General features: G+C 48.8%; 21 protein-coding genes. 13 read left to right on the top strand and 8 right to left on the bottom strand.

Features of this window, described 5'->3' with window-relative positions; translation table 11 throughout:
- Positions 1-23: 23 nt before the first annotated feature.
- The 3 genes from IJ369_RS05720 to IJ369_RS05710 all read right to left on the bottom strand — a co-directional run bounded on the left by IJ369_RS05720 (position 24) and on the right by IJ369_RS05710 (position 3,131).
- Positions 24-752: a YebC/PmpR family DNA-binding transcriptional regulator gene (locus tag IJ369_RS05720; RefSeq protein WP_290717102.1), complete on the bottom strand. Its 729-nt coding sequence runs from the start codon at positions 750-752 to the stop codon at positions 24-26.
- A gap of 283 nt (positions 753-1,035) precedes the next feature.
- Positions 1,036-1,566 carry a transcription repressor NadR gene (locus IJ369_RS05715; protein WP_290717100.1) on the bottom strand — a complete coding sequence of 177 codons (531 nt, stop codon included), beginning with the start codon at positions 1,564-1,566 and terminating at the stop codon, positions 1,036-1,038.
- A 143-nt stretch (positions 1,567-1,709) separates the two neighbouring features.
- A complete protein-coding gene (locus IJ369_RS05710; protein ID WP_290717097.1) occupies positions 1,710-3,131 on the bottom strand; it encodes an alanine/glycine:cation symporter family protein in 1,422 nt (473 codons plus the stop codon).
- 335 nt (positions 3,132-3,466) lie between these two features.
- On the opposite strand from IJ369_RS05710, the gene IJ369_RS05705 reads away from it, so the two are divergent.
- Positions 3,467-4,765: a homoserine dehydrogenase gene (locus IJ369_RS05705; protein WP_290717094.1), complete on the top strand. Its 1,299-nt coding sequence runs from the start codon at positions 3,467-3,469 to the stop codon at positions 4,763-4,765.
- Positions 4,766-4,898: 133 nt separating this feature from the next.
- On the top strand, positions 4,899-5,618 hold the full coding sequence (locus IJ369_RS05700; protein ID WP_290717091.1) for a DUF4085 family protein: 720 nt from the start codon (positions 4,899-4,901) through the stop codon (positions 5,616-5,618).
- Positions 5,619-5,662: 44 nt separating this feature from the next.
- On the opposite strand, the gene IJ369_RS05695 is transcribed toward IJ369_RS05700, so the two are convergent.
- Positions 5,663-6,013 (bottom strand): cupin domain-containing protein, encoded by a 351-nt coding sequence (locus IJ369_RS05695; protein WP_290717089.1) that lies wholly within the window; start codon positions 6,011-6,013, stop codon positions 5,663-5,665.
- Positions 6,010-6,960, bottom strand: a complete 951-nt coding sequence (locus IJ369_RS05690; RefSeq protein ID WP_290717086.1) for a radical SAM protein — start codon at positions 6,958-6,960, stop codon at positions 6,010-6,012. Before IJ369_RS05690 ends, IJ369_RS05695 begins: the two co-directional genes overlap by 4 nt.
- Before the next feature lie 164 nt (positions 6,961-7,124).
- Here IJ369_RS05690 and IJ369_RS05685 point away from each other — a divergent pair, with 164 nt between their 5' ends.
- The gene (locus IJ369_RS05685; RefSeq protein WP_290717083.1) at positions 7,125-7,343 is read left to right on the top strand and encodes a hypothetical protein; all 219 of its coding nucleotides are present in this window, start codon (positions 7,125-7,127) and stop codon (positions 7,341-7,343) included.
- Between the two features lie 109 nt (positions 7,344-7,452).
- On the opposite strand, the gene IJ369_RS05680 is transcribed toward IJ369_RS05685, so the two are convergent.
- Positions 7,453-8,451, bottom strand: coding sequence for a hypothetical protein (locus IJ369_RS05680; protein ID WP_290717080.1), 999 nt, complete (start codon positions 8,449-8,451; stop codon positions 7,453-7,455).
- Positions 8,452-8,609: 158 nt separating this feature from the next.
- Between IJ369_RS05680 and IJ369_RS05675 the strand changes: the two genes are divergently transcribed.
- From IJ369_RS05675 to IJ369_RS05640, 8 genes are all read left to right on the top strand, one after another.
- On the top strand, positions 8,610-9,329 hold the full coding sequence (locus IJ369_RS05675; RefSeq protein WP_330612942.1) for a phosphatase: 720 nt from the start codon (positions 8,610-8,612) through the stop codon (positions 9,327-9,329).
- Positions 9,330-9,443: 114 nt separating this feature from the next.
- On the top strand, positions 9,444-9,755 hold the full coding sequence (locus IJ369_RS05670) for a YerC/YecD family TrpR-related protein (RefSeq protein WP_290717076.1): 312 nt from the start codon (positions 9,444-9,446) through the stop codon (positions 9,753-9,755).
- Positions 9,756-9,853: 98 nt separating this feature from the next.
- Positions 9,854-12,097 carry a DNA helicase PcrA gene (gene pcrA, locus IJ369_RS05665; protein ID WP_290717074.1) on the top strand — a complete coding sequence of 748 codons (2,244 nt, stop codon included), beginning with the start codon at positions 9,854-9,856 and terminating at the stop codon, positions 12,095-12,097.
- A gap of 1 nt (position 12,098) precedes the next feature.
- Positions 12,099-14,051, top strand: coding sequence for an NAD-dependent DNA ligase LigA (gene ligA, locus IJ369_RS05660; protein ID WP_290717071.1), 1,953 nt, complete (start codon positions 12,099-12,101; stop codon positions 14,049-14,051).
- A 201-nt stretch (positions 14,052-14,252) separates the two neighbouring features.
- Positions 14,253-15,143: a LysR family transcriptional regulator gene (locus IJ369_RS05655; RefSeq protein WP_290717068.1), complete on the top strand. Its 891-nt coding sequence runs from the start codon at positions 14,253-14,255 to the stop codon at positions 15,141-15,143.
- Between the two features lie 16 nt (positions 15,144-15,159).
- Positions 15,160-16,026, top strand: a complete 867-nt coding sequence (gene nudC / locus IJ369_RS05650) for an NAD(+) diphosphatase (protein ID WP_290717065.1) — start codon at positions 15,160-15,162, stop codon at positions 16,024-16,026.
- A 21-nt stretch (positions 16,027-16,047) separates the two neighbouring features.
- Positions 16,048-17,574, top strand: a complete 1,527-nt coding sequence (locus IJ369_RS05645) for an LTA synthase family protein (RefSeq protein ID WP_290717062.1) — start codon at positions 16,048-16,050, stop codon at positions 17,572-17,574.
- A 376-nt stretch (positions 17,575-17,950) separates the two neighbouring features.
- Complete coding sequence (locus tag IJ369_RS05640; protein WP_290717060.1) at positions 17,951-20,326, top strand: copper amine oxidase N-terminal domain-containing protein; 2,376 nt, start codon at positions 17,951-17,953, stop codon at positions 20,324-20,326.
- Between the two features lie 144 nt (positions 20,327-20,470).
- On the opposite strand, the gene guaA is transcribed toward IJ369_RS05640, so the two are convergent.
- Positions 20,471-21,760 carry a glutamine-hydrolyzing GMP synthase gene (gene guaA, locus IJ369_RS05635; protein ID WP_290717058.1) on the bottom strand — a complete coding sequence of 430 codons (1,290 nt, stop codon included), beginning with the start codon at positions 21,758-21,760 and terminating at the stop codon, positions 20,471-20,473.
- 228 nt (positions 21,761-21,988) lie between these two features.
- Positions 21,989-22,918 (bottom strand): P1 family peptidase, encoded by a 930-nt coding sequence (locus IJ369_RS05630; protein ID WP_290717055.1) that lies wholly within the window; start codon positions 22,916-22,918, stop codon positions 21,989-21,991.
- Between the two features lie 142 nt (positions 22,919-23,060).
- Here IJ369_RS05630 and murA point away from each other — a divergent pair, with 142 nt between their 5' ends.
- Both murA and IJ369_RS05620 read left to right on the top strand, forming a co-directional pair.
- Entirely contained in the window at positions 23,061-24,458 is a 1,398-nt protein-coding gene (gene murA / locus IJ369_RS05625) for a UDP-N-acetylglucosamine 1-carboxyvinyltransferase (protein ID WP_290717052.1), read from the top strand.
- Positions 24,388-25,167, top strand: a complete 780-nt coding sequence (locus IJ369_RS05620) for a cell division protein FtsQ/DivIB (RefSeq protein WP_290717050.1) — start codon at positions 24,388-24,390, stop codon at positions 25,165-25,167. The genes murA and IJ369_RS05620 overlap by 71 nt, the downstream gene beginning before the upstream one ends.
- Positions 25,168-25,177 lie beyond the last annotated feature (10 nt).

The raw sequence follows: 25,177 nt of genomic DNA, 5'->3' as shown, positions 1-25,177 counted from the left end.
CTCTTTTTGTTGTTTCTTTGAAGTTATTCATCCCAGTTGTGATAAGTATTCTGAACGTCGTCATCGTCATCCAGCAGATCCAGCAGCTTGTTCATCTTCTTGATATCTTCTTCAGATGTCAGTTCTGTGTATGTCTGAGGGATCATTGTTACTTCTGCACTTGCCATGGGAATGCCTGCTGCTTCCAGAGCTTCGCGCACTGCGGAGAAATCATCGGGAGCTGTTGTGATTTCATAGCTGTCTTCTTCTGCTGCGAAATCATCTGCACCAGCGTCCAGAGCAACCATCATCAGTTCTTCTTCGTCCATTTCGATTTCTTCTTTATCGATCACGATCAGGCCTTTTTCGTCGAACATGAAGGATACACAGCCGCTGTTGCCCATGTTGCCGCCGCCTTTGTTGAATGCGTTTCTTACGTTGGCTGCTGCACGGTTTCTGTTATCTGTCAGCACTTCAACGATAACAGCTACGCCGTTGGGGCCATAGCCTTCGTATGTTACCATTTCATATTCTACGCCTTCTTCATTACCAGCCGCTTTTTTGATACTTCTGTCGATGGTATCGTTGGGCATGTTGTTGGATTTACATTTTGCGATAACGTCACGCAGTTTGCCGTTTACAGCAGGATCAGGGCCGCCGGCTTTTACGGCTACCTGGATTTCTCTGCCCAGCATTGTGAAGATCTTACCCTTCTTAGCGTCGTTTTTTTCTTTTTTATGTTTGATATTTGCAAACTTAGAATGTCCTGACATTAGGAACCCTCCTCCATAAAATTTCACCAAAATATTTTATCATTATTTTGCGTCAAATTCAAGGAAAATCGCTATATTCCGGCTATTTTTCCCGAAAATCTTCCATTTTGGAGAGGATCCCTTGATAAAAGGACATGCTGCGAAATAATAAAATCAATAAAAATGTGTGTATACACGAAAATGAACCTTTATAACATTGAAAGAAATCAAAGAATACGGCTATAGTCTGGGATACAGCAAAGTGGGCATCTGCTCTGCGGAGGGCTTCCCTGATGATTATTTTTTATTCTTCTTTTTCGTAGGGGAAAACCTCCGTCAGGAAATTTTTCTGACGCAGAGCTTCTTCGATCTCATCCAGGATTTCTTCGCTTTCGGCGGAGACACGGTGGAAATGATAGCCGGAAGTCACATTCAAAAGGGGAGAGGATTTTCCGCTTTTCAGATGCTTCAGGAAGGCCTGGACATCTCTGCGATTTTTGATATTGAGGGGAGCGGACACCTTGCCGTATACTCTGTGATTCACCATGACATCCAGGATGCACCCGCCCAGATCGACGATAGTGGTCAGTTCTTCTTCCGTACGCTTTTCATCATGGCATACCTTGAAGAGACGCACGGTTTCCGTCGGTGCATCCAAAAGATAGCCCCGGGCGGTGGCCAGGATAGAATGGCCTTCCGTGCGCAGCAGGGCGATATCCTGCACGATCACCTGACGGCTGACCCCAAGGGCACTGCCCAGTGTGCCGCCGGAAAGTGGCGTGGAAGATCCTTTTATCAATGTTAAAATTTGCTTGCGTCTTTCTGCGCCGTTCATCCTGTTTTCACCTCTATCTCTGTCAAAGGCCGCGGCCTTTTTGCTTCTGGGGATATTCTTTGCTTATTTTAAACCACCTGTGATTGCTTTGTCAAACCTGAAACAAAAAAGAAACCCCAAAACTGAGGTTTCTTTTCAATATATTATTCGTTCCAGTAATCTGTGCCGCTTACGCCGATATCGGAAGCGCGGAAAACAGGGTTTTTACCCGCTTTTTTCTGGGAAATATAATCTGCCAGGGCCTTATAGGCTGTTTTGCCCAAAATCAGGCAGACAGGTACGTTGATCAGCGCCATCACGCCCATCAGAACGTCCGCCAGGTCCCATGCCAGACCTGCGCTGAACTGAGCACCGATGAAGATGATAGCTACCGCCAGGAGACGATAGAACATCATGAAGCCCTTGTTCTTTGTGGCGTTTTTATACAGATAACTGATGTTCATTTCTGCGTAGAAATAGTTGCCCACCAGTGTGGTGAAGGCAAACAGCACCAGAGCCAGCGTGATGAATACGCTGCCGGCGGGGCCGAAGTTTGCGATCAGGGAATCCTGAATATAGGCTGCGTTCATGGTGTTGCCTGCGGCATCGATGTAAGCGGAAGCGTCCAGATCGGTACACAGGATCATGAAGGCTGTTGCGGAGCAGATCAGAAGGGTATCGATGAATACGGAAAGCATCTGCACCAGTCCCTGCTTTACGGGGTGGGAAACATCAGCAGAAGCGGCTGCGTTGGGGGCAGAACCGATACCTGCTTCGTTGGAATACAGACCTCTCTTGATACCATTCATCATAGCCGCACCCAAAAGGCCACCGAAAACGGAAGTGGTGCTGAAGGCTTCGGAGAAGATGCTTGTGAATACTATGGGCAGGTTTTCGATATTCAGGATGACTACCACCAGGGCAGCCAGGATATATGTGCCTGCCATGATAGGAACCAGAACCTTTGTTACATTGGAGATACGTTTGCCGCCGCCCAGGATGACGATGCCTGCCAGAACAGCGATGGCTGCGCCGATATAAAGAGAAGCATTTTCACCGGGCACGTATACCTTTACGAAGTCTGTCATATTGAAGGATGCCAAAGCGTTGAAGCCGCCCATGTAAGTCAAAATCAGAGCGATGGCAAAGGCACCGCCCAGAGCGGGGGAGCCGATGGCCTGCTTGATGTAGTAAGCGGGGCCGCCGTAGGAGCCATTGTTGCCTTTTTTCTTATAAATCTGCGCCAGCGTGGATTCCACGAAGGCGGAAGCACTGCCGATGATGGCGATGAGCCACATCCAGAAAACGGCGCCGGGGCCGCCTGCGATGATGGCACCTGTGACACCGACCACGTTGCCTGTGCCGACACGGGAAGCTGTAGATACCATCAAAGCCTGGAAGGAGGAAATGGCTTCCTTATCCTTGCTGGGTTCTTTAATGACGCGAATGGATTCACCGAAGAGGCGGAATTGCACGAAGCCTGTCCGAACGGTGAAGTAAAGTCCTGCTGCGATCAGCAGGGCGATCAGGATATAGCTGTATAAAAAGCCGCTGATTGAGCTGACGATGCTTGCAAAAGTTTCCATGTTTTTTTCTCCTTTTTTATATTTTTTTCATATCATTTGAATGCATACCATTCAATATATTATAGGAAAGGACAGGTTTCGTCAAATGATTTTAGGAAAAATAACGAAATCTTGCCATACAAGTGAATGAGGCAGGAGGATTTCTGCATAGAGTATGGCAAAAAGAAAGCAGATTATTCCTTTGCACGCAAAATGTTTGTCTGACGCGGAAAAATGTTTTTGGAAAAAAGACAAAAACTATTGACAAGTGAAATTTTCATGATAAAATCTTAATATCACTTGTGAAAGACATTTGTGTTTATTGAAATAAAAAACAGATATATGGAGGATAAAACATGGATCAGATTGTAAGAAAAATCGCCCTGCTGGGCATGGGCACAGTTGGCGGCGGTGTATATAAAATCATTGAAAACCAGAAGGAAGAAATGCCTTTCAAGATCGGCGCTGGGCTGGAAGTGGCGAAGGTGCTGGTGCGCAATAAGGCGAAATATGCCGACGCGGTGCCTGCGGAAAAACTGACAGACCAGTGGGCAGATATCATCAATGATGACAGCATTGATATGGTGGTGGAAGTGATGGGCGGCATTGAGCCTGCCCGTACATATATCAAGGAGGCATTGCAGAAGGGCAAGCATGTGGTGACAGCCAATAAAGACCTGATGGCGATGCATGGGCATGAGCTGCTGGAAGTTGCGGGGCAGAATCATTGCGACCTGCTCTTTGAAGCGGCCGTTGCAGGCGGTATCCCCATCATCCGCCCCCTGAAACAGTGCCTGGCGGGCAACAATATCACAGAGATCATGGGCATCATCAATGGTACCACAAACTTCATCCTGACAAAAATGAAGGAAGAAGGCATGGATTTTGGTGAAGCGCTGCAGCTGGCGACAGATCTGGGCTATGCGGAGGCGGATCCTACGGCAGATATCGAAGGCTATGACGCAGGCAGAAAGCTTGCAATTATGGCTTCCATTGCCTTCCATACACCTGTTACCTTCGATGATGTTTTCACAGAAGGTATCACAAAGATCACAGCAAAGGATATGCGCTATGCCAAGGAACTGGGCTGCACCATCAAGCTGCTGGGCATCGCAAAGAATACAGAAGGCGGCATCGAAGTGAAGGTACATCCTACGCTGATCCCTGAAGATCATCCCCTGGCAACGGTAAACGATGCCTTCAATGCGGTCTTTGTTCATGGGGACGCTGTGGATGACGCTATGTTCTATGGACGAGGTGCGGGCGCCCTGCCTACCGGCAGTGCCGTTGTGGGTGACATCATGGATGTGGCCAGAAATATGCTCTTTGGTGCCAACGGGCGCATCGGCTGCAGCTGCTATAAGGATACGCCCATCAAGGATATCGGCGATACTACAAGCAGCTACTATATCCGCATGAAACTGGAGGACAGGGCTGGAACGCTTGCATCTATGGCCAGTGTGTTCGGCAGCAATAATGTAAGCATTGCCATCCTGTTGCAGAAGGCGAAGATCGGTGATGCGGCGGAAATCGTTGTGGTAACTCATGAAGTAGAGGAAAAGAGATTCCAGGATGCCATCACGGTGCTTTCTTCCATGGCGATGGTGAAAGAGATCTGCTCCATCATTCGTGTGTATGAACTGGGAAACCAGTAAAAAAAGGAAAAAGATTGGGAAAGGCGGCTAAATAAGTCGCCTTTTTTGTTTGGAATTTGTTAAGAATGGTGAATGGCATTTCTCTGACGGGGGTGGTATGATATACGATGAAGAAAAAGGGGGAAATATTGAAATGAAGTATTTTACAAAAGAATGGTATGATACATGCCAGAATTCCAGCTGGCATTTGAATATGCAGGTTTCCAAAAATGCGGAGGAATTTTCCGAAGATTATTATAAAGACCTGTATACACGCCGCCGCCGTGCCTTTGTAAAGCTGCAGAAGGAAGCAGCGGAAGCAAAAGGCGAAGCCTTTGATAAGGTGGCAGCGGAGGTATGGTTCATGCAGCTGCATGAGGATACGGTAAAGCGTATGGAAGAAAGCCTGCCCATCGAAATCAAGGCGGAAGTGGCGGATATGCGTGTGCTGGCACTGGATATCGCGACGAAGGAAGTACGCCAGCAGCTGAAAGCATGGTGCGAAGGCAATAAAAAGGAAATGGACGCTGTGCTGAAGCAGTATTATGAAGAATATTGCCCTTCCGTAAAGGATGCCGTTGGCGAGGAAATTCAGAAGGAATTTTCCTTCCACGACAGCAAGATCCTCTCCATGGAAAAGAACGACAAAACACTGGCGTTCAAGATGGATCCCTGTTTCTCCGATGTGAAAAAGGTCATCTTCAAGAATTATCAGATTCTGGAACAGGAGGGTTTCCTGCTGGGGGCAGAATGGCTGTATCAGGAAGTGCACCCTGTGGAAGGCGGCAATGAATACCACGGCCTGCTGTGGAAACAGGGCGGCAAGTTGGGCTATCTGACTGTGTTTGCGGAAGAAATTGAATTTATAAAATGATATAAAAAAGGCGGATACGTTTGTATCCGCTTTTCTTATGTAAATTATTTTGCTTCCTCGTTGATGATGATCGCGATCATTTCCATATCTTCATCAGTGTTGTTTTCCATGGAGTGCCACTGGCCAACTTCGATGGTGCAAACATCGCCGGGATATACGTCTGTTTTTGTGCCATCGTTATCCACGAATGTGCCAACGCCCTTCAGGATGTAGTAGGGTTCTGTGTTGCCCACATGCTGATGCCAGCCGATGGAGCTGTGGGGGTGTACGATGACACGGGCATACATGGTGCCGTGGCCCATCAGTTCATTTGCTTCCAGGATGTGGTGGATCTCTACGCTGCCTTTGCCGTCTCTCAGGCTTTCTACAGTAACAACTCTTTCTTTTTTAATCATGATTGATTCTCCTCTCTTTTTATAAAACTCTCTGCATCCAAAACGCCTGTCAAATCAAAAGAAGGCGTATATTCACTGGTTGCCGAGGAACGTTTCTGCATGAATCCGTTTTTCAGACCGATTTCGAAGAAATGGTCTACGACTTTATCATATTCAAAGGTGGTCAGCCTGCGGGAAAGGGTCTTTATTTCCTTTGCTTTGTGCATGGGAGTATACTGGCTCATAAGAGAAACATAAGCGTTTTCCCCCAGGTTTTCCCGTACCCAATCCAACACTTTGAAACTGTCTTTATATTGCCCGGGCAATACCAGATGGCGGAGGATGATGCCCTTTTGCAGGATACCTTCGGAATCGAAAACATCCTTCCTTGTCTGTCGGCGCATTTCTAAAATGGCTTGGGAAGCTGTTTCTCTGTAATGGGGGACTTTGGAATATTCCAAGCCCAAATCATCATTCCAGTATTTGAAATCGGGAAGATAGACATCCACCAGCCCCTCCAGCATGCGAAGTCCTTCCAAAGATTCATAGCCGTTGGAATTGTAGACCACGGGAATATGAAGGCCGTTTACCTTTGCCATTTCTAAAGCCTTTGCTGCCTGGGGGATGAACTGCGCTGCCGATACCAGATTGACATTATGGAAGCCCCGCGCCTGCTGTTCCAGAAAGATTTCCGCCAGACGTTCCACAGAAATTTCCTGCCCGAAGCCTTCCTGGCTGATATCGTGATTCTGGCAGAAGACACAACCCAGATTACAATGACTGAAAAACACCGTTCCGCTGCCCTTTGTGCCGCTGATAGGGGGTTCTTCCCAGTCGTGGCGGCTGACGAGAGCCACCTTCGGCAGATAGGGGGCACGGCACCACCCAAGCCTGCCTGCGGTGCGGTCGATGCCGCAGCTTCTGGGGCAGACCCGACACTGAGACAAGGCTGTTTTCATTTTTTCCATATTTGAAACACCTCTGTCTTTCTAAGAGGATATTACCACATTTCTCTAACAGAAGACAACCGTTTCTTCTGTTTCCAGAAGAACCATTGATTCCCCTTTGCTTTTTCGACAAAAGGATGGTATGATTCTGGCTGTAAAGAAGAGAGGAAAAAGGGGGAAGAAACATGAGAGAATACAGCGTAACCATGCAGGAAGAAAAGGTTCTGTGTAAAGTTATTTGCAACGGCTGCGGCAGGGAGATCCCCTTGGATAGTGCCGATTATTTCCATGGAGAAAAAACATGGGGGTATTTTTCCGAACAGGACGTCAGACAGGATTGCTTTGACCTTTGTGAGGACTGTTATCATAAACTGACGGAAAGTTTTGCCGTAAAACTGAAATGACGACAGAAAATATGCGCCCAACCGGGCGCTTTTCTTTATATAAAGAAAACCCCGGCAGAATGCCGGGGAAAATGACATGTCGATTTGGTCTGGGTTGGTTTGTGTTGGTTTATCTGCAATTGCAGCGGTCGTTATCTTTGTCCCGATCGCGGTCTCTGTCTCTGTCACGGTTTCTGTCTCTATCTCTATCCCGTTCTCTGCAATCACAGTCGGGGTCACCGAAAATGGGACCAAAGCCGCAGCAGGAGCGAGGTTCCGCTGTGGGGGAGAAGAGATCCATGGGGAAGCGGATATCATCAAAGCCTGCGCAGGGGTCACAGTTGGTAGCGGAAGAGGTGCAGCGTTCGGGAACGCAGCTGCCCAGAGAATTTACCACGATATTCACTGTGCGGAAGAGCTTCACGATGGTAAACAGACCGATGGTCACATTGACAGCGATGGGCGCGCCCAAAGCAGCGTCGCCATTATTTCTGACAGAATTGCAGGAATCACAGCCACAGCTGCAAGGGCTGCAGGAATTGCAGGAAGGGAAGCGCAGGTCTGCCGCCAGGGCAACAGCCTTGCCTTCTGCAATGACGAAGGGCCCGCCGCTGGAAGTGCCTTTTTCAAACTGGTCTGTCACGGTGGTCACATCGGCTTCCGTGGAGCCGAAGAGGGTCACCCGCAGGTGGTAGGTGTTGGTGGCATCAATGGTTCCAATAAAACAGCCATCGGCACGGCGGAATTCCAGAGTATATTCAAAGACATATTTCAGCTCCAGATCCCAGCAGCCTCTCTGCAGAGGATTAGGTTTTTTTCGTAAAATTTCGATGCGCTTCAGCTCCAGATCGCGGATGGTGACATCGGCGGCATTGCAGGGGGGAATGATGATATCCCCTTCGCAGAGCATGTCGTTGCAGCTGTTGCCGCTGCCCCTTGCAGCCCGTGCAGGGCCCAGGATGTCGCTGTTCAGGCATTTCTGGATGCGGCACTGATCGAAGATCTTCTGGGCGATGATGCAGGTTTCCTCCCGCTCGTTGTTGTCTTCGTTGTTTTCGTTGCTGCTGCCGCAGAAACAGCAGTTTCTTGCGCTCAGGTCGGGCTTGTGTTCAAATTCAAAAGCTCCCATAAGACAGCCTCCTTAAAAGTTTGTTTGTTCTTTCCTATACTATGGAAAGAAAGCGAAAGCGTGACCGCTTCCCATACCCTTCTGCTTGTATTTCAGCGTAAACAATGATATACTTAGATTTAGTGAATGACGTCATTTCTATCAGAAAGGAAAACATCATGATCAAAAGATTGATGGATACCCACACCCACTCTGTTGCCAGCGGACATGCTTATAGCACGGTGGATGAAAACTTAAGATGGGCGGCAGAAAAGGGGCTCCAGCTGTTGGCTTTGACCGACCATGCCCCCGCCATGAAGGATACGACCTGCCATGCCTATTTTGCCAATCTGCACGTATTGCCGAAGGAGCTTCACGGCGTGCGCCTGTTAAGGGGCATTGAACTGAATATCCTGGATTTTGATGGGAAGATCGATATGGACGAAGCTATCCTGGCCCGTCTGGATATCGCTATCGCCAGCCTGCACATGCCCTGCATCAAGCCCGGCACAAGGGCGGAAAATACCCGCGCCTTCCTGAAGGTGATGGAAAATCCTTTTGTGGATATCATCGGGCACCCTGGCGACCCCCGCTATGATGTGGATTATAAGGAGGTCTTCCGTCAGGCGAAGGAAACGGGTACGATTTTGGAGATCAACAACGCCTCCCTGATCCCCGGCGGCTTTCGGGATGGCAGCAGGGAAAATATCAAAGAATTGCTTTTGATGAGTGCAGAAGCGGGACAGTCTGTGGTGCTGGGCAGTGACGCCCATTTTTATACGGGCATCGGCGATTTTTCCTATGCGGAAAGCCTTTTGGCGGAGGTGGATTTTCCTGAAGAATTGATTTTCAACAATGACCCCGCGAAATTCCTTGGGGCCCTGAAGCACAAAAGATAAACACGGATTGTTTACAGAAAAGAACGTGAAAATACCATGAAAAATCCTTTACTTTAACACTTTAGTATGTTAATATTTAATGAGAATTTTTAAGGAGAAGGTGGCGTTCCCAATATGAATAAAAAGATCAAAACTGAATTGACCGATAAATTGTTTGAGAGCATCCTCTGCATGGAGACCATTGACGAGTGCTATCAGCTCTTTGAAGACCTTTGCACCGTGAACGAGATCCAGGCTATTGCCCAGAGAATGGAAGTGGCGGCTATGTTGGATGCAAAGAGAACATACGTGGAGATCGCGGAAAAAACAGGGGCTTCCACAGCGACCATCAGCCGTGTCAACCGTTGCCTGCATTATGGCACAGATGGCTACAAGCTGGCGATCGACCGTGTGAAAGCGAAGAGAGAAAAAGAAGAACAGGAATAATCTTTTTGACAGATTTTGGAAGAGATTATAAGGGCTGGTTTGGTGAACACCGAATCAGCCCTTCTTAGGCTATAAAGTGAAGAACAGGAGTAAAAACCATGATTGGATTTGAACAACTCAACGATATGCAGAAAAAAGCCGTTTTGCAGACGGAAGGCCCTGTGCTCATCCTGGCGGGGGCGGGCAGCGGTAAGACGGGGGCCCTGACGGTGCGCATCGCCCATCTTCTGGAAACGGGGGTGAAGCCCTGGAACATCCTTGCCATCACCTTTACCAACAAGGCGGCCAGAGAAATGCGAGAACGTGTGGAAAAGCTGGTGGGGGACGGCGCAAGGGATATGTGGATCAGCACCTTCCACTCCACCTGCGTGCGTATTTTGCGCAGAGAAATTCACCATCTGGACTATGAAAATCAGTTTTCCATCTACGACAGCGACGACCAGGAAAAAATCATGCGTGAGGCCTTCAAGCGCCTGAACATGAGCACCACCGATAAGAGCTTTTCTGTGAAGGGGGCCATGGCTATCATCAGCCATCTGAAGGAGGAAATGACCAGCTGGGAGGACTACGCAAAATCTGTGGATAAAAACGACCTGAAGGCAGTGAAAGTGGCGAAGGTCTATGAAACCTATCAGAAGATGCTGAAGGAAAACAACGCATTGGACTTCGATGATCTGATTTATAAAACTGTCCTGCTGTTCCGTCAGTTCCCTGAGGTTCTGGAAAAATATCAGGACAGATTCCGTTACATCATGGTGGACGAATATCAGGATACCAACACAAGCCAGTATGAATTGGTTGCTATGCTGGCAAATAAATATAAAAACCTCTGCGTCGTTGGCGACGATGACCAGAGCATCTATGGCTGGCGCGGGGCGAATATCCGTAATATCCTGGATTTTGAAAAGGATTTCCCTGAAACGACAGTCATCAAGCTGGAACAGAATTACCGGTCCACGAAAAAGATTCTGGAAGCGGCAAATGCTGTGATTCATCATAACCAGACCAGAAAGGACAAGACCCTCTGGACGGAAAACGACGCAGGCTCCATCCTGCATATCTATAAAGCGGACAATGAATATGATGAATGTCGTTTTGTGGCGGAAAAGATTCAGGAGTTGGAAAAGGCGGGAAAGACCAGAAATCAAATGGCTGTCCTCTACCGCACCAATGCCCAGAGCCGCGCTGTGGAAGATATGATGGTGCGCAAGGGTATCCCTTATCGCCTCTTCGGCGGCGTGCGTTTCTACGAAAGAAAGGAAATCAGAGATATCCTTTCCTATCTGAAGGTGCTGGCGAACCCTGCGGATACCATCGCTCTGCGCCGCATCATCAATGTGCCCAAAAGAGGCATCGGCGAGACCTCTCTGGATAAGCTGGCGGCTTTTGCGGAGGAACAGAATATCCCTCTGTATGCTGCGCTGAGCCGCCTGGATGAAATCACGACTTTGAAAACAAGAGTAGCAAAATTCAAGGATTTCTATGAGTTATTTAAGCATCTGAGAGAGGATTCCGATGGTCTGAACGTGGCGGAACTCATCGATGCCATCGTGAAGAGGACAGGCTATTTACAGCTTCTGATGGAAGAGGGCACCGATGAAACCCTGAACCGCATCCAGAATATCGATGAATTCGTGAATAAAGCGGCGGAATATGACAAAGCTAACCCCGAAGGCAATCTGGAGGGTTTTTTGGAAGAAGTTGCTCTGGTAGCGGATATCGACAGCTATGAGGAGGGAGAAGAAACCGTGGCTCTGATGACGCTCCACAGCGCCAAGGGGCTGGAATTCCCCTATGTCTTCATCATCGGCATGGAAGAGGGCATGTTCCCTGGTTTCCGCGCAGTGATGTATGGCGGGGAAAAAGAAATTGAAGAGGAACGCCGCCTTTGTTACGTGGGCATTACCCGCGCCAAGGAGGAGCTTTTCCTGACCCATGCGAAAAGCCGCATGCAGCACGGCATCACCCAGTATAACCCTCCTTCCCGTTTCCTGAAGGAAATCCCCGCCGACTTGGTGGATATGCCCACCAGACAGGTTTCCGAAATGGCGAAGAAATATGACGCCATGACCCAGAACAAGACCATCACCATGGGCAGAAAGAACGTCATTTCCCCTGCGGCAAAATTCGGCATGGGGGCAAAGAAGGAAATGCCAGCCCCCAAGGATTTCCAGTTGAATTACGGCGTGGGCGATAAGGTGCGCGCGCCCAAATACGGCATCGGCACTGTAGTCTCCATCAATAACGGCGGCGCGGATTTCGAGGTAGAGGTCTCTTTCGGAGCCAAGGGAACAAAGAAATTCATGGCACGTTTGTCTAAACTTATCAAAGTGAGTGAATGATATGAATAGAATGAAAGATTTAGTTGAAAAACTGAATGAAGCGGCGAAAGCCTATTATCAGGAGGACAGGGAGATTCTTTCCAATCAGGAATACGACGCTCTCTACGATGAACTGGTCGCTCTGGAAGAAAAAACAGGCATGATTTTGGCCAACAGCCCCACCCAGAAGGTGGGCTACACCGTCCTGAGCAATCTGACGAAGGTGCGCCATGAAAGCCCCATCCTTTCCTTAGACAAAACGAAGGAAACGGCGAAGCTGGCGAGCTTTTTGGCGGATAAAAAAGGTATTTTGAGCTGGAAACTGGATGGCCTGACCATCGTTCTGAAATATAAGAACGGCACACTGGAACAGGCTATTACCCGCGGCAACGGCGAGGTTGGCGAGGATATTACCCACAATGCCAAGGTGTTCAGCAACCTCCCTGTTTCCATCCCTTTCAAGGGGGAACTGGTGCTTCGCGGCGAAGGTGTCATCCCCTACAGCGCATTTTATCGCATCAATGAGGAACTGGGGGAGGACGAGCAATATAAAAACCCCAGAAACCTTTGCAGTGGCACGGTGCGACAGCTGAACAGCGAAATTGCAGCCAAGCGAAATGTGAAATTCATCGCCTTTACTCTGGTGAGCGCAGAAGGAGAAGAAATTTCCGACAGCAAATCTGTAAATATGGATTGGCTGGCTTCTCTGGGCTTTGACGTGGTGGAACATGTCATGGTGACGGCAGAAACAGTAGCAAATGAAGTGGAAAACTTCCGTAATAAGATAGAAGAAAACGACATTGCCAGCGATGGCCTGGTGCTGACATTCGACAGCATCAGCTATAGCCAGAGCCTGGGCAGAACGGCGAAATTCCCCAAGGATTCCATTGCTTTCAAATGGGCGGACGAAATGGCGGAAACGACTTTGCGGGAAATCGAATGGAACACATCCAGAACGGGTCTGATGAACCCCGTGGCTATCTTCGACCCTGTGGAGCTGGAAGGCTCTACCGTGAGCCGCGCCAGCGTCCATAACGTCAGCATTTTGAAGGAACTGAAGCTGTCTATCGGCGATAAAATCAAGGTTTATAAAGCCAACATGATCATTCCCCAGATCGCAGAAAACCTGACGGGGGAAGTCAGCACGGCGGAAATTCCCAAGAACTGCTTCGTTTGCGGCGGGGAAACGGAGGTGCGAAAATTGAGGGATGGCGAAGCCCTTTACTGCACCAATCCCAACTGTTCTGCCCAGCGGATACAGGCATTGAGCCATTTTGTTTCCCGTGATGCCATGAATATGGAGGGGCTTTCTGAGGAAACCCTGAAAAAATTCCTGGAAAAGGGCTTCGTGGCAAACTATCCCGATATTTTCCGACTGGAGCAGCATAAGGAAGAAATCACGCAGATGGATGGCTTCGGGGAAAAATCTTACAACAACCTCATCGCATCCATCGAAAAGGCTAAAAATGTGGAATTACCCAATTTTATCTACGCTTTGGGCATCAACCATGTGGGCCTGAGAAACGCGAAGCTCCTTTGTGCCAATTTTGAGTTCGACCTGGAGAAAATCAAGCAGGCTACGGAGGAAGAACTGGTGCAGGTGGAAGGTTTCGGCGGCATCATTGCCCACAGCATTTGTGCATATTTTAAGGAAGAAGAGCATCTGAAATTACTGGAAGATGCATTGCAATACCTGAGTATCCTTCTTCCAGAGCAGGCGGCAGAAGGGGAAGAAAGCCCGCTCAATGGGCTGACCTTCGTTGTGACAGGAGACCTGGAGCATTTTGCCAACCGAAAGGAACTGCAGGCTCTCATCGAGAAGGGCGGCGGCAAGGTGACGGGAAGTGTGACGAAGAAGACCAATTTCCTCATCAACAACGACATCCATTCTGTATCCAGCAAGAATAAGAAGGCGGCGGAACTGGGCATCCCTATTTTGAGTGAAAATGATTTTATAGAAAGATTCCTGAAATAATGATTTGGCGGCTGAACAGGCCGCCTTTCTTTTGGCAGAAGAAACAAGAAACTGGGGTCTTTTTCGTCAAAAGAACCATAGATTTTTTCTATATGTTTTGCTATACTCGAAGCAAGTGTATCAATTATTTTAATGACAGCCATCAGTTTTCTGATAAGCTGTTTTCTTGTGCGCTTTTGCACGGGAGTAGGAGGGACAAATATGAATTTGAACCAGCTGTATTATTTTAAAACACTGGCAGAACTGGAGCATTACACCAAAGCGGCGGAAAAACTGAATATTTCCCAGCCCACCCTGAGCCATTCCATCTCTTCCATGGAAAAGGAACTGGGGGCGAATCTCTTCGAAAAACAGGGCAGAAACGTTGTGCTGACCAAATATGGCCGCATCTATATGTTCTACGTGGAAAATGCCCTGACCCAGCTGGAACTGGGCAAAAACCAGATCGAGCGTCTCGTTTCTGAAGGGGGCGGCCATGTGGGCTTGGCTTATATGACCTCCGTCGGCACCAATTTTGTGCCCGGGCTGATCGCAGGTTTTCTGGATGATCCCCAGAATAAAAACATCTCCTTCTCCTGCTATGAGGGCAATACGAAAACATTGCTCTATAATCTGAAACGGGAAAAATATGACCTGATCTTCTGCTCCAAGGTGGAGGAGGAGACGGATGTGGAATTTATTCCTGTCTATGAGCAGAGCCTTGTGGTGATCGTACCCCAGGGGCACCCCTTGGAAAATAAGAAAAAGGTCACCATTCAGGATATCTGCCCCTATCCCCTGATCTCCTATACGAAGGAAAGCGGCATGCGCCGTATCATCGATGATATGTTCACCAAGGCTCAGATCATGCCCAATATCCTCTGCCAGTTTGAGGACGTCAATTCCATGGCAGGGCTGGTGGCGGCAAATCAGGGCATTGCCATCGTAACGGACGGCGCCACGCTGGATAATTACAACGTGACGAAGCTGGAATTGGATACGCCCTATTCCCGCCGTATGGTTTATCTGGCCTATGTGCTGAATAGATATCTGCCCCCTGCGGTGGAAAAATTCAAAGATTACACCATCCAGCGGACAAAAGAAAAGAAGTAAGAAAGGTAGTAAAGATATGTTACAGGATTTGGAATATGGCAGACTGGAAAATGAATTCCGCAACGTATACCCTTCTGAGGAGGATATCGTGGTCTGCTTCAAAGGAAATATGGCGCTCATCCATAGAAACGAAGCGAACGAGCTGCGCCTGCCTGCCTACAAAGAAGTTCTGGCCTGGGCGGCGGTCAATAACTGGGAAAGCTGGAATGAAAACAAGACCCAGTATGTCTTCCGCATGCAGGATGTGAATTATTTCATCTGGTGGGGGGAAGCAGGGGAGCCCGCTGACCCTTCCTATGCCTACGAAAGCACCATGACCCTGCGCCAGGTCATTTCCAAAAATATTGCTTATGGCATCATGACGGCGTGGCATCTCTTTGACTGGTACAGAAGCAATCGCTTTTGCGGACGCTGCGGCAGCAAAACCCACCACGATGCGAAAGAACGCATGATGCGCTGCCCTGAATGTAATAATATGATTTTCCCTAAGATCGCGCCTTCTGTTATTGTTGGGGTGACCAATGGGGACAAACTCCTCCTGAGCAAATACGCCAACCGAAACTACACCCGCTACGGCATGATCGCTGGCTTCACGGAGATCGGCGAAACAGTGGAAGAGACCGTAGCCCGCGAGGTCATGGAGGAAGTGGGCCTGAAGGTAAAAAATATCCGATATTATAAGACCCAGCCCTGGGGCGTGACAGGCGGTCTTCTGCTAGGCTATTACTGCGACGTGGACGGAGACGATACCATCACTCTGGACAAGGACGAACTGGCTATGGCAGAATTTTACCCCAGAAATGACCTGCCCGCCCATGATGATGGCATCAGCCTGACGAGAGAAATGATCAGGGTGTTTGAGGAAGGAAGAGAGCCTCGGTAACAGGCTTTTAAGGAGCAAACAATGGAAGAAAATAACAAGAAAAAAATACATAAGAGCATCCTGGCGGCCGTCCTCTGCACCATCCTTGTTTTTCTGGGATTTCTGGGCTTCTTTTCGGCAAAATGGTATATCCGCGAATTCGGGGATACGGGCTTCGATTCTGTTCTCTATACGCTTTTTTCCGAGATGGGCGGTACAGACCCCCAGGTCATCGCCAACTATATGAAAACGGCGGCATTGCCCACGGCGGTGTGCCTGCTGGTGGCGGTTCTGGTGATCTGGAATCGTTTCAGCTTTCTGGAGGAACTCTTTGCAAAGATTAAAGGGGGACTGTATCCATTTTCTAACAGGGCTTCCGTGGTTGTTTCCGTGGTTTTGAGCGTATGTCTGCTGGTAAATGCAGCAGTGACCGTAGATCTGCCCGCCTATATCAGCTATGTGAGCCAGCAGTCCACCATCTATCAGGATGAATATATCGATCCTGCCAAAGCTGATATCACCTTCCCCGAAGAAAAGCGCAACCTGATTTATATTTATCTGGAATCTATGGAAAACAGCTTTATGTCCCAGGAAAATGGCGGTGCTTTGGACCATAATCCCATCCCTGAGCTGACGGCTCTGGCGGAGGAGGGGGAGAATATCAACTTTTCCCACACCGATGGTATTGGCGGCTTTTACAACATGACAGGGGCCAGCTGGACCATTGGTGCCATGGTTTCCCAAACTTCTGGTATCCCTTTGAAAGTGCCTATTGGTGTGGATAGAAATGAATATGGACAGGATTCCTTCCTGCCGGGGGCGACGGTTCTGTCTGATATATTGGATGAAAACGGCTATTATCAGGCTTTGATGGTGGGCTCCGACGCCAATTTTGGTGGACGTGCCCCCTATTATACCCAGCATGGATTGGATGAGGTGCTGGACATTTTCGATGCCAGAGAAGTGGGCATTGTGCCCCCGGGGTACTATGTTTTCTGGGGGATGGAGGATTTCCACCTCTTCGATTTTGCCAAGCAGGAACTGCCTCGCATTGCGGCGCAGGAAGAACCCTTCGCCTTTACCCTGCTGACGGTGGATACCCACAGACCCAATGGCTATGTCTGCGAAAAATGCGTGGGCCTTTGGGGCGAACAGTATGAAAACGTCATGAGCTGCTCCAGCAAGCAGGTGTACGATTTCATCGAATGGCTGAAACAGCAGGATTTCTATGAAAATACCACCGTTATCATCGCCGGAGACCACGTGACTATGGATGAAAACTATATTTCCAGAGCTGTGCCGGAGGATTACACCAGAACGGTGTATAACTGCTTTATGAACAGCGCCGTCGATACGGCAAACAATAAGAACCGACAGTTCGTGGCAGCGGATATGTTCCCGACTACCCTGGCGGCCATGGGCTGCACCATCGAGGGCGACAGATTGGGTCTGGGAACGAACCTTTTCTCTGAAAAACCCACGCTGGTGGAGGAGATGGGGTATGAGGCATTTGATGCCCAGCTGGCGATGACGTCGGATTATTATACGAGAAATTTCTTCTTCGATTAAGCGGAGGAAGCTGCGCAAAAATAAAAAACCGAGTGCCTGCTTGCAGGAATGCTCGGTTTTTTATTTTGCGGAAAGGTTGCGGAGCAACGAGATGAGTATGGCGGAGCCATACGAATCGGAGCTTTCGGAACTGGAAAGGAGCCCATGAGGGCTCTTTTTTCATGCTCTTTTACGGAAAAATTCCTCTTTTGTTCCCTTTATTTCAAGATTCTTATGAAACTGTAAAATTTACGTAATTATTTCTAAAAAATTACGAAAATATTACAAAATATGAAAAAGTATTGCTAAAAGTATTAAGTAGATGTTAATATAGCCTTGCAAACAGCTGGATGCAACGACAAGAAGAAAAGAGATGAACAAACAAGGAGGAATGACCATGAAAAGAGTACTTTCTTTGGTACTGGCTGGGGTAATGGCCGTTTCCGCGATGCCCGTGACGGCATTCGCAAAGAACAACGTTACTGCAACAGCAAAGATCATCGGCGCGATGGAGGTAACCAAAGCCGCTGTCGAAGCCAACAACAAAATCATCAATGAGGTTCTGGGCAGCATGCCTGAACTGCAGATCAAGGTGCAGGAGACGACCTATAAACACATAGGCACGGGGGTACAGCCTGAGGAGCTGGAAATGACCGTCTCTCTGGATAATGCAAAATTTATGGAAGGTCAGGATATGACAGACCTGATCCACGTTATGGATGACGACAATACATGGGTCATCTCCGGCGGTGAAAGCAAGAAGGAGAGACTGACCGTTTCCGTGGATGAAAGTGATGTGGAGGAAGATGAAGTGACATTTACCTTCAACGGCAACTTCGAAAAGGATGACGTCATTGTGATCGACCTGTATTCCGTTATGGATAAGACTGCGGAGGGCAGAACAGCTACAGTTTCCGTGGATTCCGAAATGGTAAGCGTGGATGACCTGACATATGTATCTGTTATGAGCAAAGGCCTGAAGGCAAGCATCAAAAAGATGGAAACAGTAGCCTTAGAGGAAATTGCAGAAATTTCTTCTAAGGGTCTGACTATCGAAGCAGCGGTAGGCTATCTGCCTAACGAACTGACACTGAAGCTGTCCAAAGGCTTTGAATTCACAGGCAGCGCTGATGACCTGAGCGGCACCGGCTACAGCATCGAAAGAAAAGGCGACAACGAGCTGACAGTAACTGTAGACGAAAAGATGGAAGAAATCACACTGAAGGGCATCGAAATCGAAGCTACAACAGCCAAGGTAGGCGACATTGCTTCCATCAAGGTATCTGCGAAAAATTACGATTCCACATCTGTAGAGGTTATGGAAGTAGTAGATTATTTTGTAGAAATGTCCGTAGACGAGGATGAGGACCTGCCCCTGATCTACAGCGGCACAGGCGTAGACAACTATGGCCTGACAGATGATTCCGACCACCTGTCTCTGGAAGTAACAGTGGAAGAATCCTTCCCCGGCGCATGGAACATGAAGAAAGCGTTCTCCTTCAAACTGCCCGAAGGCGTTTATGTTGCGGAAGCAAATGAAAGCGGTGTAAGCGGCGTAGAAGTAACAGAAGTAGAAGGTCTGTACATTGGCGGCAAGGAAGCATCTGCTGATGATGTGGAAGCAAAATTCCTGAAAGCATATCAGGACGGCGATTATCTGGAATTTGAATTCAAGAGAAGAACTTTCGATGACGTAAGCGACCAGAACGACCCCGCGAAGCTGACATTCACACTGGCTCTGGTGGCTGACCCCACTTTTGAAGGTGAAGTTGACCTGACATTGACAGGCGATGATATGGACGAACAGACAGTGACTATCGCGGAATTTGCGAAGCCCTACGAAGTAAAAGCAGAACAGAACGACCTGAAAATCGACTATCGTTATACAAAGGTTCCCACATCCATCACAGTAACAGAAGCGGAAGCTGGCCTGTGGGAAGAAAAAGAAGCTGTATTCGCGCTGAATATTGAAAAAGGCGATGTGATGCAGTTCGAAAAGGACGCAACATTTGCAGTAAATGAGGAATCTGAAATGAAACTGAACGATTCCACAACAAAAAATAATGGTACACTGGCATTCCAGGTAAAAGAAGCATCCGAGGACGAAGCGGCAGTGGTAACGATTTCTGATATGGAACTGTACCTGTCCAGAGATATTCCTAACGGCTTCTATGATTTGCTGCTGACAACATCCATGGAACAGGGTTCCGATATGGCAACATTCAGCGGTATGGGTTCCGGCACAGGCTATCTGGATACAGTACTGTTTGGCGGTAAGGAAAGCGGCGACTACTATGTAGGCGATGTAGCGGATTACGAAGAGGTTGCGAAAGAAGGCTTCATCAATATCATTACACCCGGTAAAGATACAGAAGGCTTTACAACAAAAGTAGTGGTTCCTGTAGGCGAAAGCTACATCCTTTCCGGCGATACACGCATTGAACTGGATGTGCCCGCATACATCAACAATGACGGCTACACCATGCTACCTGTAAGAGCAGTGGCGAAGGCCCTGGGTATCGATAACAATGCAGTGCTGTGGGATCAGCCTAGCAGAACTGTAACGATCATGCACGGTCAGAGAATCATCACAATGACACTGGGCCAGAAGGTGATCTACGTGAACGGTTCCGCTATCCCTGCTTCTTCCGCAGTGGAAATCACAGACGGCAGAACATTCCTGCCCATGAGAGACCTGGCAACAGCCCTGGGCGTGACAGATATCACATGGGATTCTGTGAACAGAACAGCAACACTGAACGGCAATCAGTAACACCAAAATCATAGATTTGAATGAAATTACCTACCTTTCTTAAATATAAAGGGCTCCCGAATGGGAGCCTTTTTTATATAAGTATGGAGATTTTCGTGACAAAAAAGAAAAAGGACGGCAAAGCCGTCCTTTGGTTGTCTTAAATTATTCCCATTCAATTGTACCTGTGGGCTTGGGAGTCAGGTCGAACAGCACGCGGTTTACGCCAGCCACTTCGCTTGTGATACGAGCTGTGATGTGCTGCAGCAGTTCAAAGGGAACGTTTTCTACCGTTGCTGTCATAGCATCGATCGTATTTACGGCACGGATGATGACGCACCATTCATCGGCACGTTTGTTATCCTTCACGCCAACGGATTTCAGATCGGGGATAGCTGTGAAGTACTGCCATACCTTGCCTTCCAGACCGTTTTTCGCAAATTCTTCACGCAGGATAGCGTCGGATTCGCGAACCGCTTCCAGTCTGTCTCTTGTGATGGCACCCAGACAACGCACGCCCAGACCGGGGCCGGGGAAGGGCTGTCTATATACCATGGAATCGGGCAGGCCCAGAGCTTTACCACATGCACGAACTTCGTCTTTGAACAGCATTTTCAGGGGTTCTACCAATGCGAAGTTCAGGTCTTCAGGCAGACCGCCAACGTTGTGGTGAGATTTGATAACCTTTACTGTCTTTGTGCCGGATTCGATGATATCGGGGTAAATTGTACCCTGACCCAGGAATTCGATGCCTTCCAGTTTTCTTGCTTCTTCTTCAAATACACGAATAAATTCAGCGCCGATGATCTTACGTTTCTGTTCGGGGTCAGCAACGCCAGCCAGTTTGTCCAGGAAACGATCAACTGCATCAACATAAACCAGGTTTGCATCCATTTCATCACGGAATACTTTTACAACCTGTTCAGGTTCGCCTTTGCGCAGCAGGCCGTGGTTTACATGAACGCATGTCAGCTGTTTGCCAATGGCACGAATCAGCAGAGCTGCAACAACGGAGGAGTCAACGCCGCCGGAAAGAGCCAGCAGAACTTTTTTGTCGCCTACCTGACGCTTGATCAGTTCGATCTGGTCGGCGATGAAGTTTTCCATGTTCCAGTTTGCTTCTGCTTTACATGTATCAAATACGAAATTTTTCAGAACAGCTTCTCTTTCTGCATCATCTGCGGGGAAAGCGTTGCCGCCTTTGTGGTCTGCTTTCAGAATGGGGAAACCTGCGCCGTAAACAGCTTCACTTGCGTCGATTTCAACGCCATCCACAACGCGATTGGGGCCGCCGTTCAAGATGATGCCTTTTACGCCGGGCAGAGCTGCCAGTTCTTCAGCAGTAATATCGTGGGGGTGGATCTCTGTGTAAACACCCAGTGCACGAATCTCGCGGGCAATCTTAGGGTTTTCTTCGCTGCCCAGATCCAGAATCAAAATCATGTCCTGTTTCATATGTACCTCCCGTTTTTATTGATAAAAATGTTGGTTACGTGTTTCTAGCTGGATTTATTTTATCATAATCATTTCCCTAGGAAAATAGAAAATTGCATTTTTTGCCTGTTTTTGGATAAAAATTCTAACGTGGCAATATAAGTGTTATTTATAAAGAGCTATATCTTGATAAATTTTTCTGAATTAGGGTTTTCGGGTTTTGGGGGGTTCGCCAGCTCTTCGTTTGCCTTAGTTTGCTGCCTTTACAGCTCTCAGCACTGCCATTTCTGTCGCTTTTGCCGCAAGGATGCCGACTACATCTACGGGGGCCGTTGGAAGTTCCATTTCCTCTGTGGAAAGGCAGAAGAGGGTATCGCCGTCCATGGTGGTATGGATGGGGCGGATGCATCTTGCCAGACCATCGTGAGCCATACCTGCCACCTTTTTCGCCTGGGCCTTTGTCAGCTTTACGTTTGTAGCAATGATGCCAATGGTTGTATTTTTGCCGCTGAAGGAAAGGGAAGAGGCCATTTGGATGACGCCTTCTTCTGTGGAAATAAAGTTGCTGTCGTCGTCCTTGGTGCCTGCGATGATTTTCCCATCCTCGTAAACGTCGCCGAAAGCGTTTACTGCAATCAAAGCAGCCACCTTGATTCCGTTTTCCGTTGCCTCGCACCAGCTGCCGATGCCGCTGTTGGTGCAGAAATCCATCCCCCTCAATTTGCCGACTGTTGCGCCGCAGCCAGCGCCGTGGTTGCCTTCCAGCAGGACGGAATCGGAGGCGTTTTCGCATGCCTGTCTTCCCATGGCCTTATCGGGGCGGGTGAAGGCATCGCCATAGCCCAGGTCGAAAAGAACGGCGGAGGGGACGATAGGCACTTTCGTCACACCAACATCAAAGCCAAGGCCTTTTTCTTCCAGCCAGTCCATCACACCGCTGGCAGCTTCCAGACCAAAAGCAGAACCGCCGGAAAGAACGACCGCCTGCACCTTTTCCATGGCATTGACAGGGTCGAGCAAATCGGTTTCTCTTGTGCCGGGAGCAGCGCCGCGGACATCCACGCCGCAGACTGCACTGTTTTCTGCCAGGACAACAGTCACGCCTGTTTTCGCTTCTGCATTTTCCGCCTGGCCGACCTTTAATCCTTTAATATCAAGAATATTTCTTTTTAATTCCATATCAAATTTAACCTCCTTTTGATGAGAGTTTCTTTATAAAAATATACCTGTATCTATCCTTTTTGTAAATAAGAAAGACAGACACAAAAGAATTTGTCTCCTGATAAGATGAGTGTAAGATTTTAATTTTGGAGGGGAAAGCATGGGGACATTTCTGGTGCGGGGCGGGAGGAAGATAGAGGGCGAATTTGCCGTGCGGGGCAGCAAGAACGCAGCCCTACCCATTCTGGCGGCGTGCCTGTTGGCAGAGGATGAGGTGGTGCTGGAAAATATCCCTCTCATCCGCGATGTGCTGCAGACTCTGGATATCCTGCGGGAACTGGGCTGCAAGATTTCTCTTTCAGAAGAAACACGGACCGTCGCCATCGACAGCCGCCGGCTGACTGGGACAGAAATTGGCAACGAGACCGTGCGGAAGATGCGCTCCTCCATCCTTTTTCTGGGGGCGCTGCTGGGACGGGAGAAACGGGCAAAGCTGGCCTATCCTGGGGGCTGTGCCATTGGCAAGCGTCCCATTGACCTGCATCTTTCCGCCTTCAAAAAAATGGGCATAAAAATCGAAGAGGAGGACTGCGTGCTGAATTGCAAAGCAGACCATATTCTGGGCTATCATATCTATCTGGATTTCCCCAGCGTGGGTGCCACAGAAAATATCCTGCTGCTGGCAGCAAAGGCGGAAGGCGTCACTGTCATTTACAACGCGGCAAGGGAGCCGGAGATCGTGGCGCTTGTGCGTTTCCTGCGGGCCTGCGGAGCAGAAATTTACGGGGAAGGCACGGGCAGCATCATGGTGGAAGGGGTGAAAAAGCTTCACGGCGCCTATTATTCCATTCCTGCCGACCGCATCGAGGGGGGCACCTTCCTCTGCGCCGCCGCTATGACGGGGGGAGAACTGCTCTTGAAGGGGCTGGAGCGGGAACAGATGGGGGCTACCTTGGAAGCCCTGCGTCACACGGGCTGTCGTTTTCTCTGGGAGGACAGTGACATCCTATGGATGCGCCCGCCAAAGCGATTATTGTCGGATTTCACCATTGTCACAGGCCCTTTTCCTGCCTTTCCTACGGATATGCAGCCTTTGATGATGAGTTTATTGACATTGGCAAAAGGAAATTGTATGATTAGTGAAACAGTGTTCGAAGCCCGCTATTCTCGGGGAAAAGAACTTTGTCGCATGGGGGCGGATATCCGCGTTTCTGGGCGAAATGCTTCGGTTTTTGGCGTGGAGAAGCTCCATGGGGCAGAGGTCTTCGCTAAAGATCTGCGCTGTGGCGCGGCCCTCATCGTGGCGGCCCTGGCGGCGGAAGGGGAAAGCCGTGTCCATGGCTCGGCATACGTGGAGCGGGGCTATGAAAAGCTTGAGGATGCCTTTTCTTTTTTAGGCGGCGATATCAGGCTGACACAGAGCATCGAGCTGGAAAGGAAAAACTATGTTTGGGAAAAAGAAGAAACAAACGAAAAAGAAACAGGAAATGATCGACATCGACCTGATGGAGGAACTGGAATATTACCAGAAAGCGCCTGTAAAAAAGAAAGGCATTGATCAGAAGCTTGTCATCGGCGGGGTGCTGCTGGTGGTTGTCATCGCGTGCCTCTTGTTTTCTCCCATTTTTTCCGTGAAGGAGATCAAGGCGGAGGGGGCAAGTCATTTTACCACATCGGAGCTGAGCGAAATGATCGGTCTTTCTGCGGGGGATCATCTTTTCCTCTTCGGCAAGAGCAAGGCGGAAAAGATACTGGAGGAAAGCCCCTATATCGCTGACGCAAAGCTTTCCGCCAAGCTGCCTGATACCATGGTCATTTCTGTGCAGGAAAGAAAGGTAAGAGGGTATGTGCCCTATATGGGCTCCTACCTTTACATAGATGAGGAAGGCCGCGTGCTGGAGGTGCAGGAAGCCTATCAGGAAGCCTTGCCCCTGGTAAAGGGACTGCAGTTCAGCAGTTTCACGGAAGGGGAGGTCATCCCTGTGGACAACTCCGAAGCCCTGAATGTGGTGCTCCAGATCTCCCAGATGATGGAAAAATATGAAGTGCTGGATCTGGTGGTGGAGATCGATGTTTCCAACCCTGAGGATATCTATGCCTATGTGAATCAGGTGCAGATCCACCTGGGCAATATGGAAAACGGCGATATGAAGATCAAATATATGGCGGAGATCATGAAGACCATCCCCAAGGAAGACCGCGGCATTTTAGATCTGAGCGCATTGGACGACCCCAAGGCCAACGTGGTTTTCCAATATTTAATGTAAAGAAGGCGAA

This window comes from Anaerotignum sp., assembly GCF_017483025.1.
Lineage (GTDB): Bacteria > Bacillota > Clostridia > Lachnospirales > Anaerotignaceae > Anaerotignum_A.
The sequence above is the reverse complement of the archived record's forward strand: the minus strand, read 5'-3'. Positions and strand labels throughout refer to the sequence as shown.

Excerpts from the sequence above, each read along its gene's own strand:
- IJ369_RS05720 (WP_290717102.1), bottom strand. The coding sequence starts at position 752 with ATGTCAGGACATTCTAAGTTTGCAAATATCAAACATAAAAAAGAAAAA.
- ligA (WP_290717071.1), top strand. The coding sequence starts at position 12,099 with ATGAATAGAATGAAAGATTTAGTTGAAAAACTGAATGAAGCGGCGAAA.
- IJ369_RS05700 (WP_290717091.1), top strand. The coding sequence starts at position 4,899 with ATGAAGTATTTTACAAAAGAATGGTATGATACATGCCAGAATTCCAGC.
- guaA (WP_290717058.1), bottom strand. The coding sequence starts at position 21,760 with ATGAAACAGGACATGATTTTGATTCTGGATCTGGGCAGCGAAGAAAAC.
- pcrA (WP_290717074.1), top strand. The coding sequence starts at position 9,854 with ATGATTGGATTTGAACAACTCAACGATATGCAGAAAAAAGCCGTTTTG.
- murA (WP_290717052.1), top strand. The coding sequence starts at position 23,061 with ATGGGGACATTTCTGGTGCGGGGCGGGAGGAAGATAGAGGGCGAATTT.
- IJ369_RS05715 (WP_290717100.1), bottom strand. The coding sequence starts at position 1,566 with ATGAACGGCGCAGAAAGACGCAAGCAAATTTTAACATTGATAAAAGGA.
- IJ369_RS05645 (WP_290717062.1), top strand. The coding sequence starts at position 16,048 with ATGGAAGAAAATAACAAGAAAAAAATACATAAGAGCATCCTGGCGGCC.
- IJ369_RS05690 (WP_290717086.1), bottom strand. The coding sequence starts at position 6,960 with ATGGAAAAAATGAAAACAGCCTTGTCTCAGTGTCGGGTCTGCCCCAGA.
- IJ369_RS05695 (WP_290717089.1), bottom strand. The coding sequence starts at position 6,013 with ATGATTAAAAAAGAAAGAGTTGTTACTGTAGAAAGCCTGAGAGACGGC.
- IJ369_RS05710 (WP_290717097.1), bottom strand. The coding sequence starts at position 3,131 with ATGGAAACTTTTGCAAGCATCGTCAGCTCAATCAGCGGCTTTTTATAC.
- IJ369_RS05675 (WP_330612942.1), top strand. The coding sequence starts at position 8,610 with ATGATCAAAAGATTGATGGATACCCACACCCACTCTGTTGCCAGCGGA.
- IJ369_RS05655 (WP_290717068.1), top strand. The coding sequence starts at position 14,253 with ATGAATTTGAACCAGCTGTATTATTTTAAAACACTGGCAGAACTGGAG.
- IJ369_RS05705 (WP_290717094.1), top strand. The coding sequence starts at position 3,467 with ATGGATCAGATTGTAAGAAAAATCGCCCTGCTGGGCATGGGCACAGTT.
- IJ369_RS05640 (WP_290717060.1), top strand. The coding sequence starts at position 17,951 with ATGAAAAGAGTACTTTCTTTGGTACTGGCTGGGGTAATGGCCGTTTCC.
- IJ369_RS05670 (WP_290717076.1), top strand. The coding sequence starts at position 9,444 with ATGAATAAAAAGATCAAAACTGAATTGACCGATAAATTGTTTGAGAGC.
- IJ369_RS05685 (WP_290717083.1), top strand. The coding sequence starts at position 7,125 with ATGAGAGAATACAGCGTAACCATGCAGGAAGAAAAGGTTCTGTGTAAA.
- IJ369_RS05630 (WP_290717055.1), bottom strand. The coding sequence starts at position 22,918 with ATGGAATTAAAAAGAAATATTCTTGATATTAAAGGATTAAAGGTCGGC.
- IJ369_RS05620 (WP_290717050.1), top strand. The coding sequence starts at position 24,388 with ATGATCGACATCGACCTGATGGAGGAACTGGAATATTACCAGAAAGCG.
- IJ369_RS05680 (WP_290717080.1), bottom strand. The coding sequence starts at position 8,451 with ATGGGAGCTTTTGAATTTGAACACAAGCCCGACCTGAGCGCAAGAAAC.
- nudC (WP_290717065.1), top strand. The coding sequence starts at position 15,160 with ATGTTACAGGATTTGGAATATGGCAGACTGGAAAATGAATTCCGCAAC.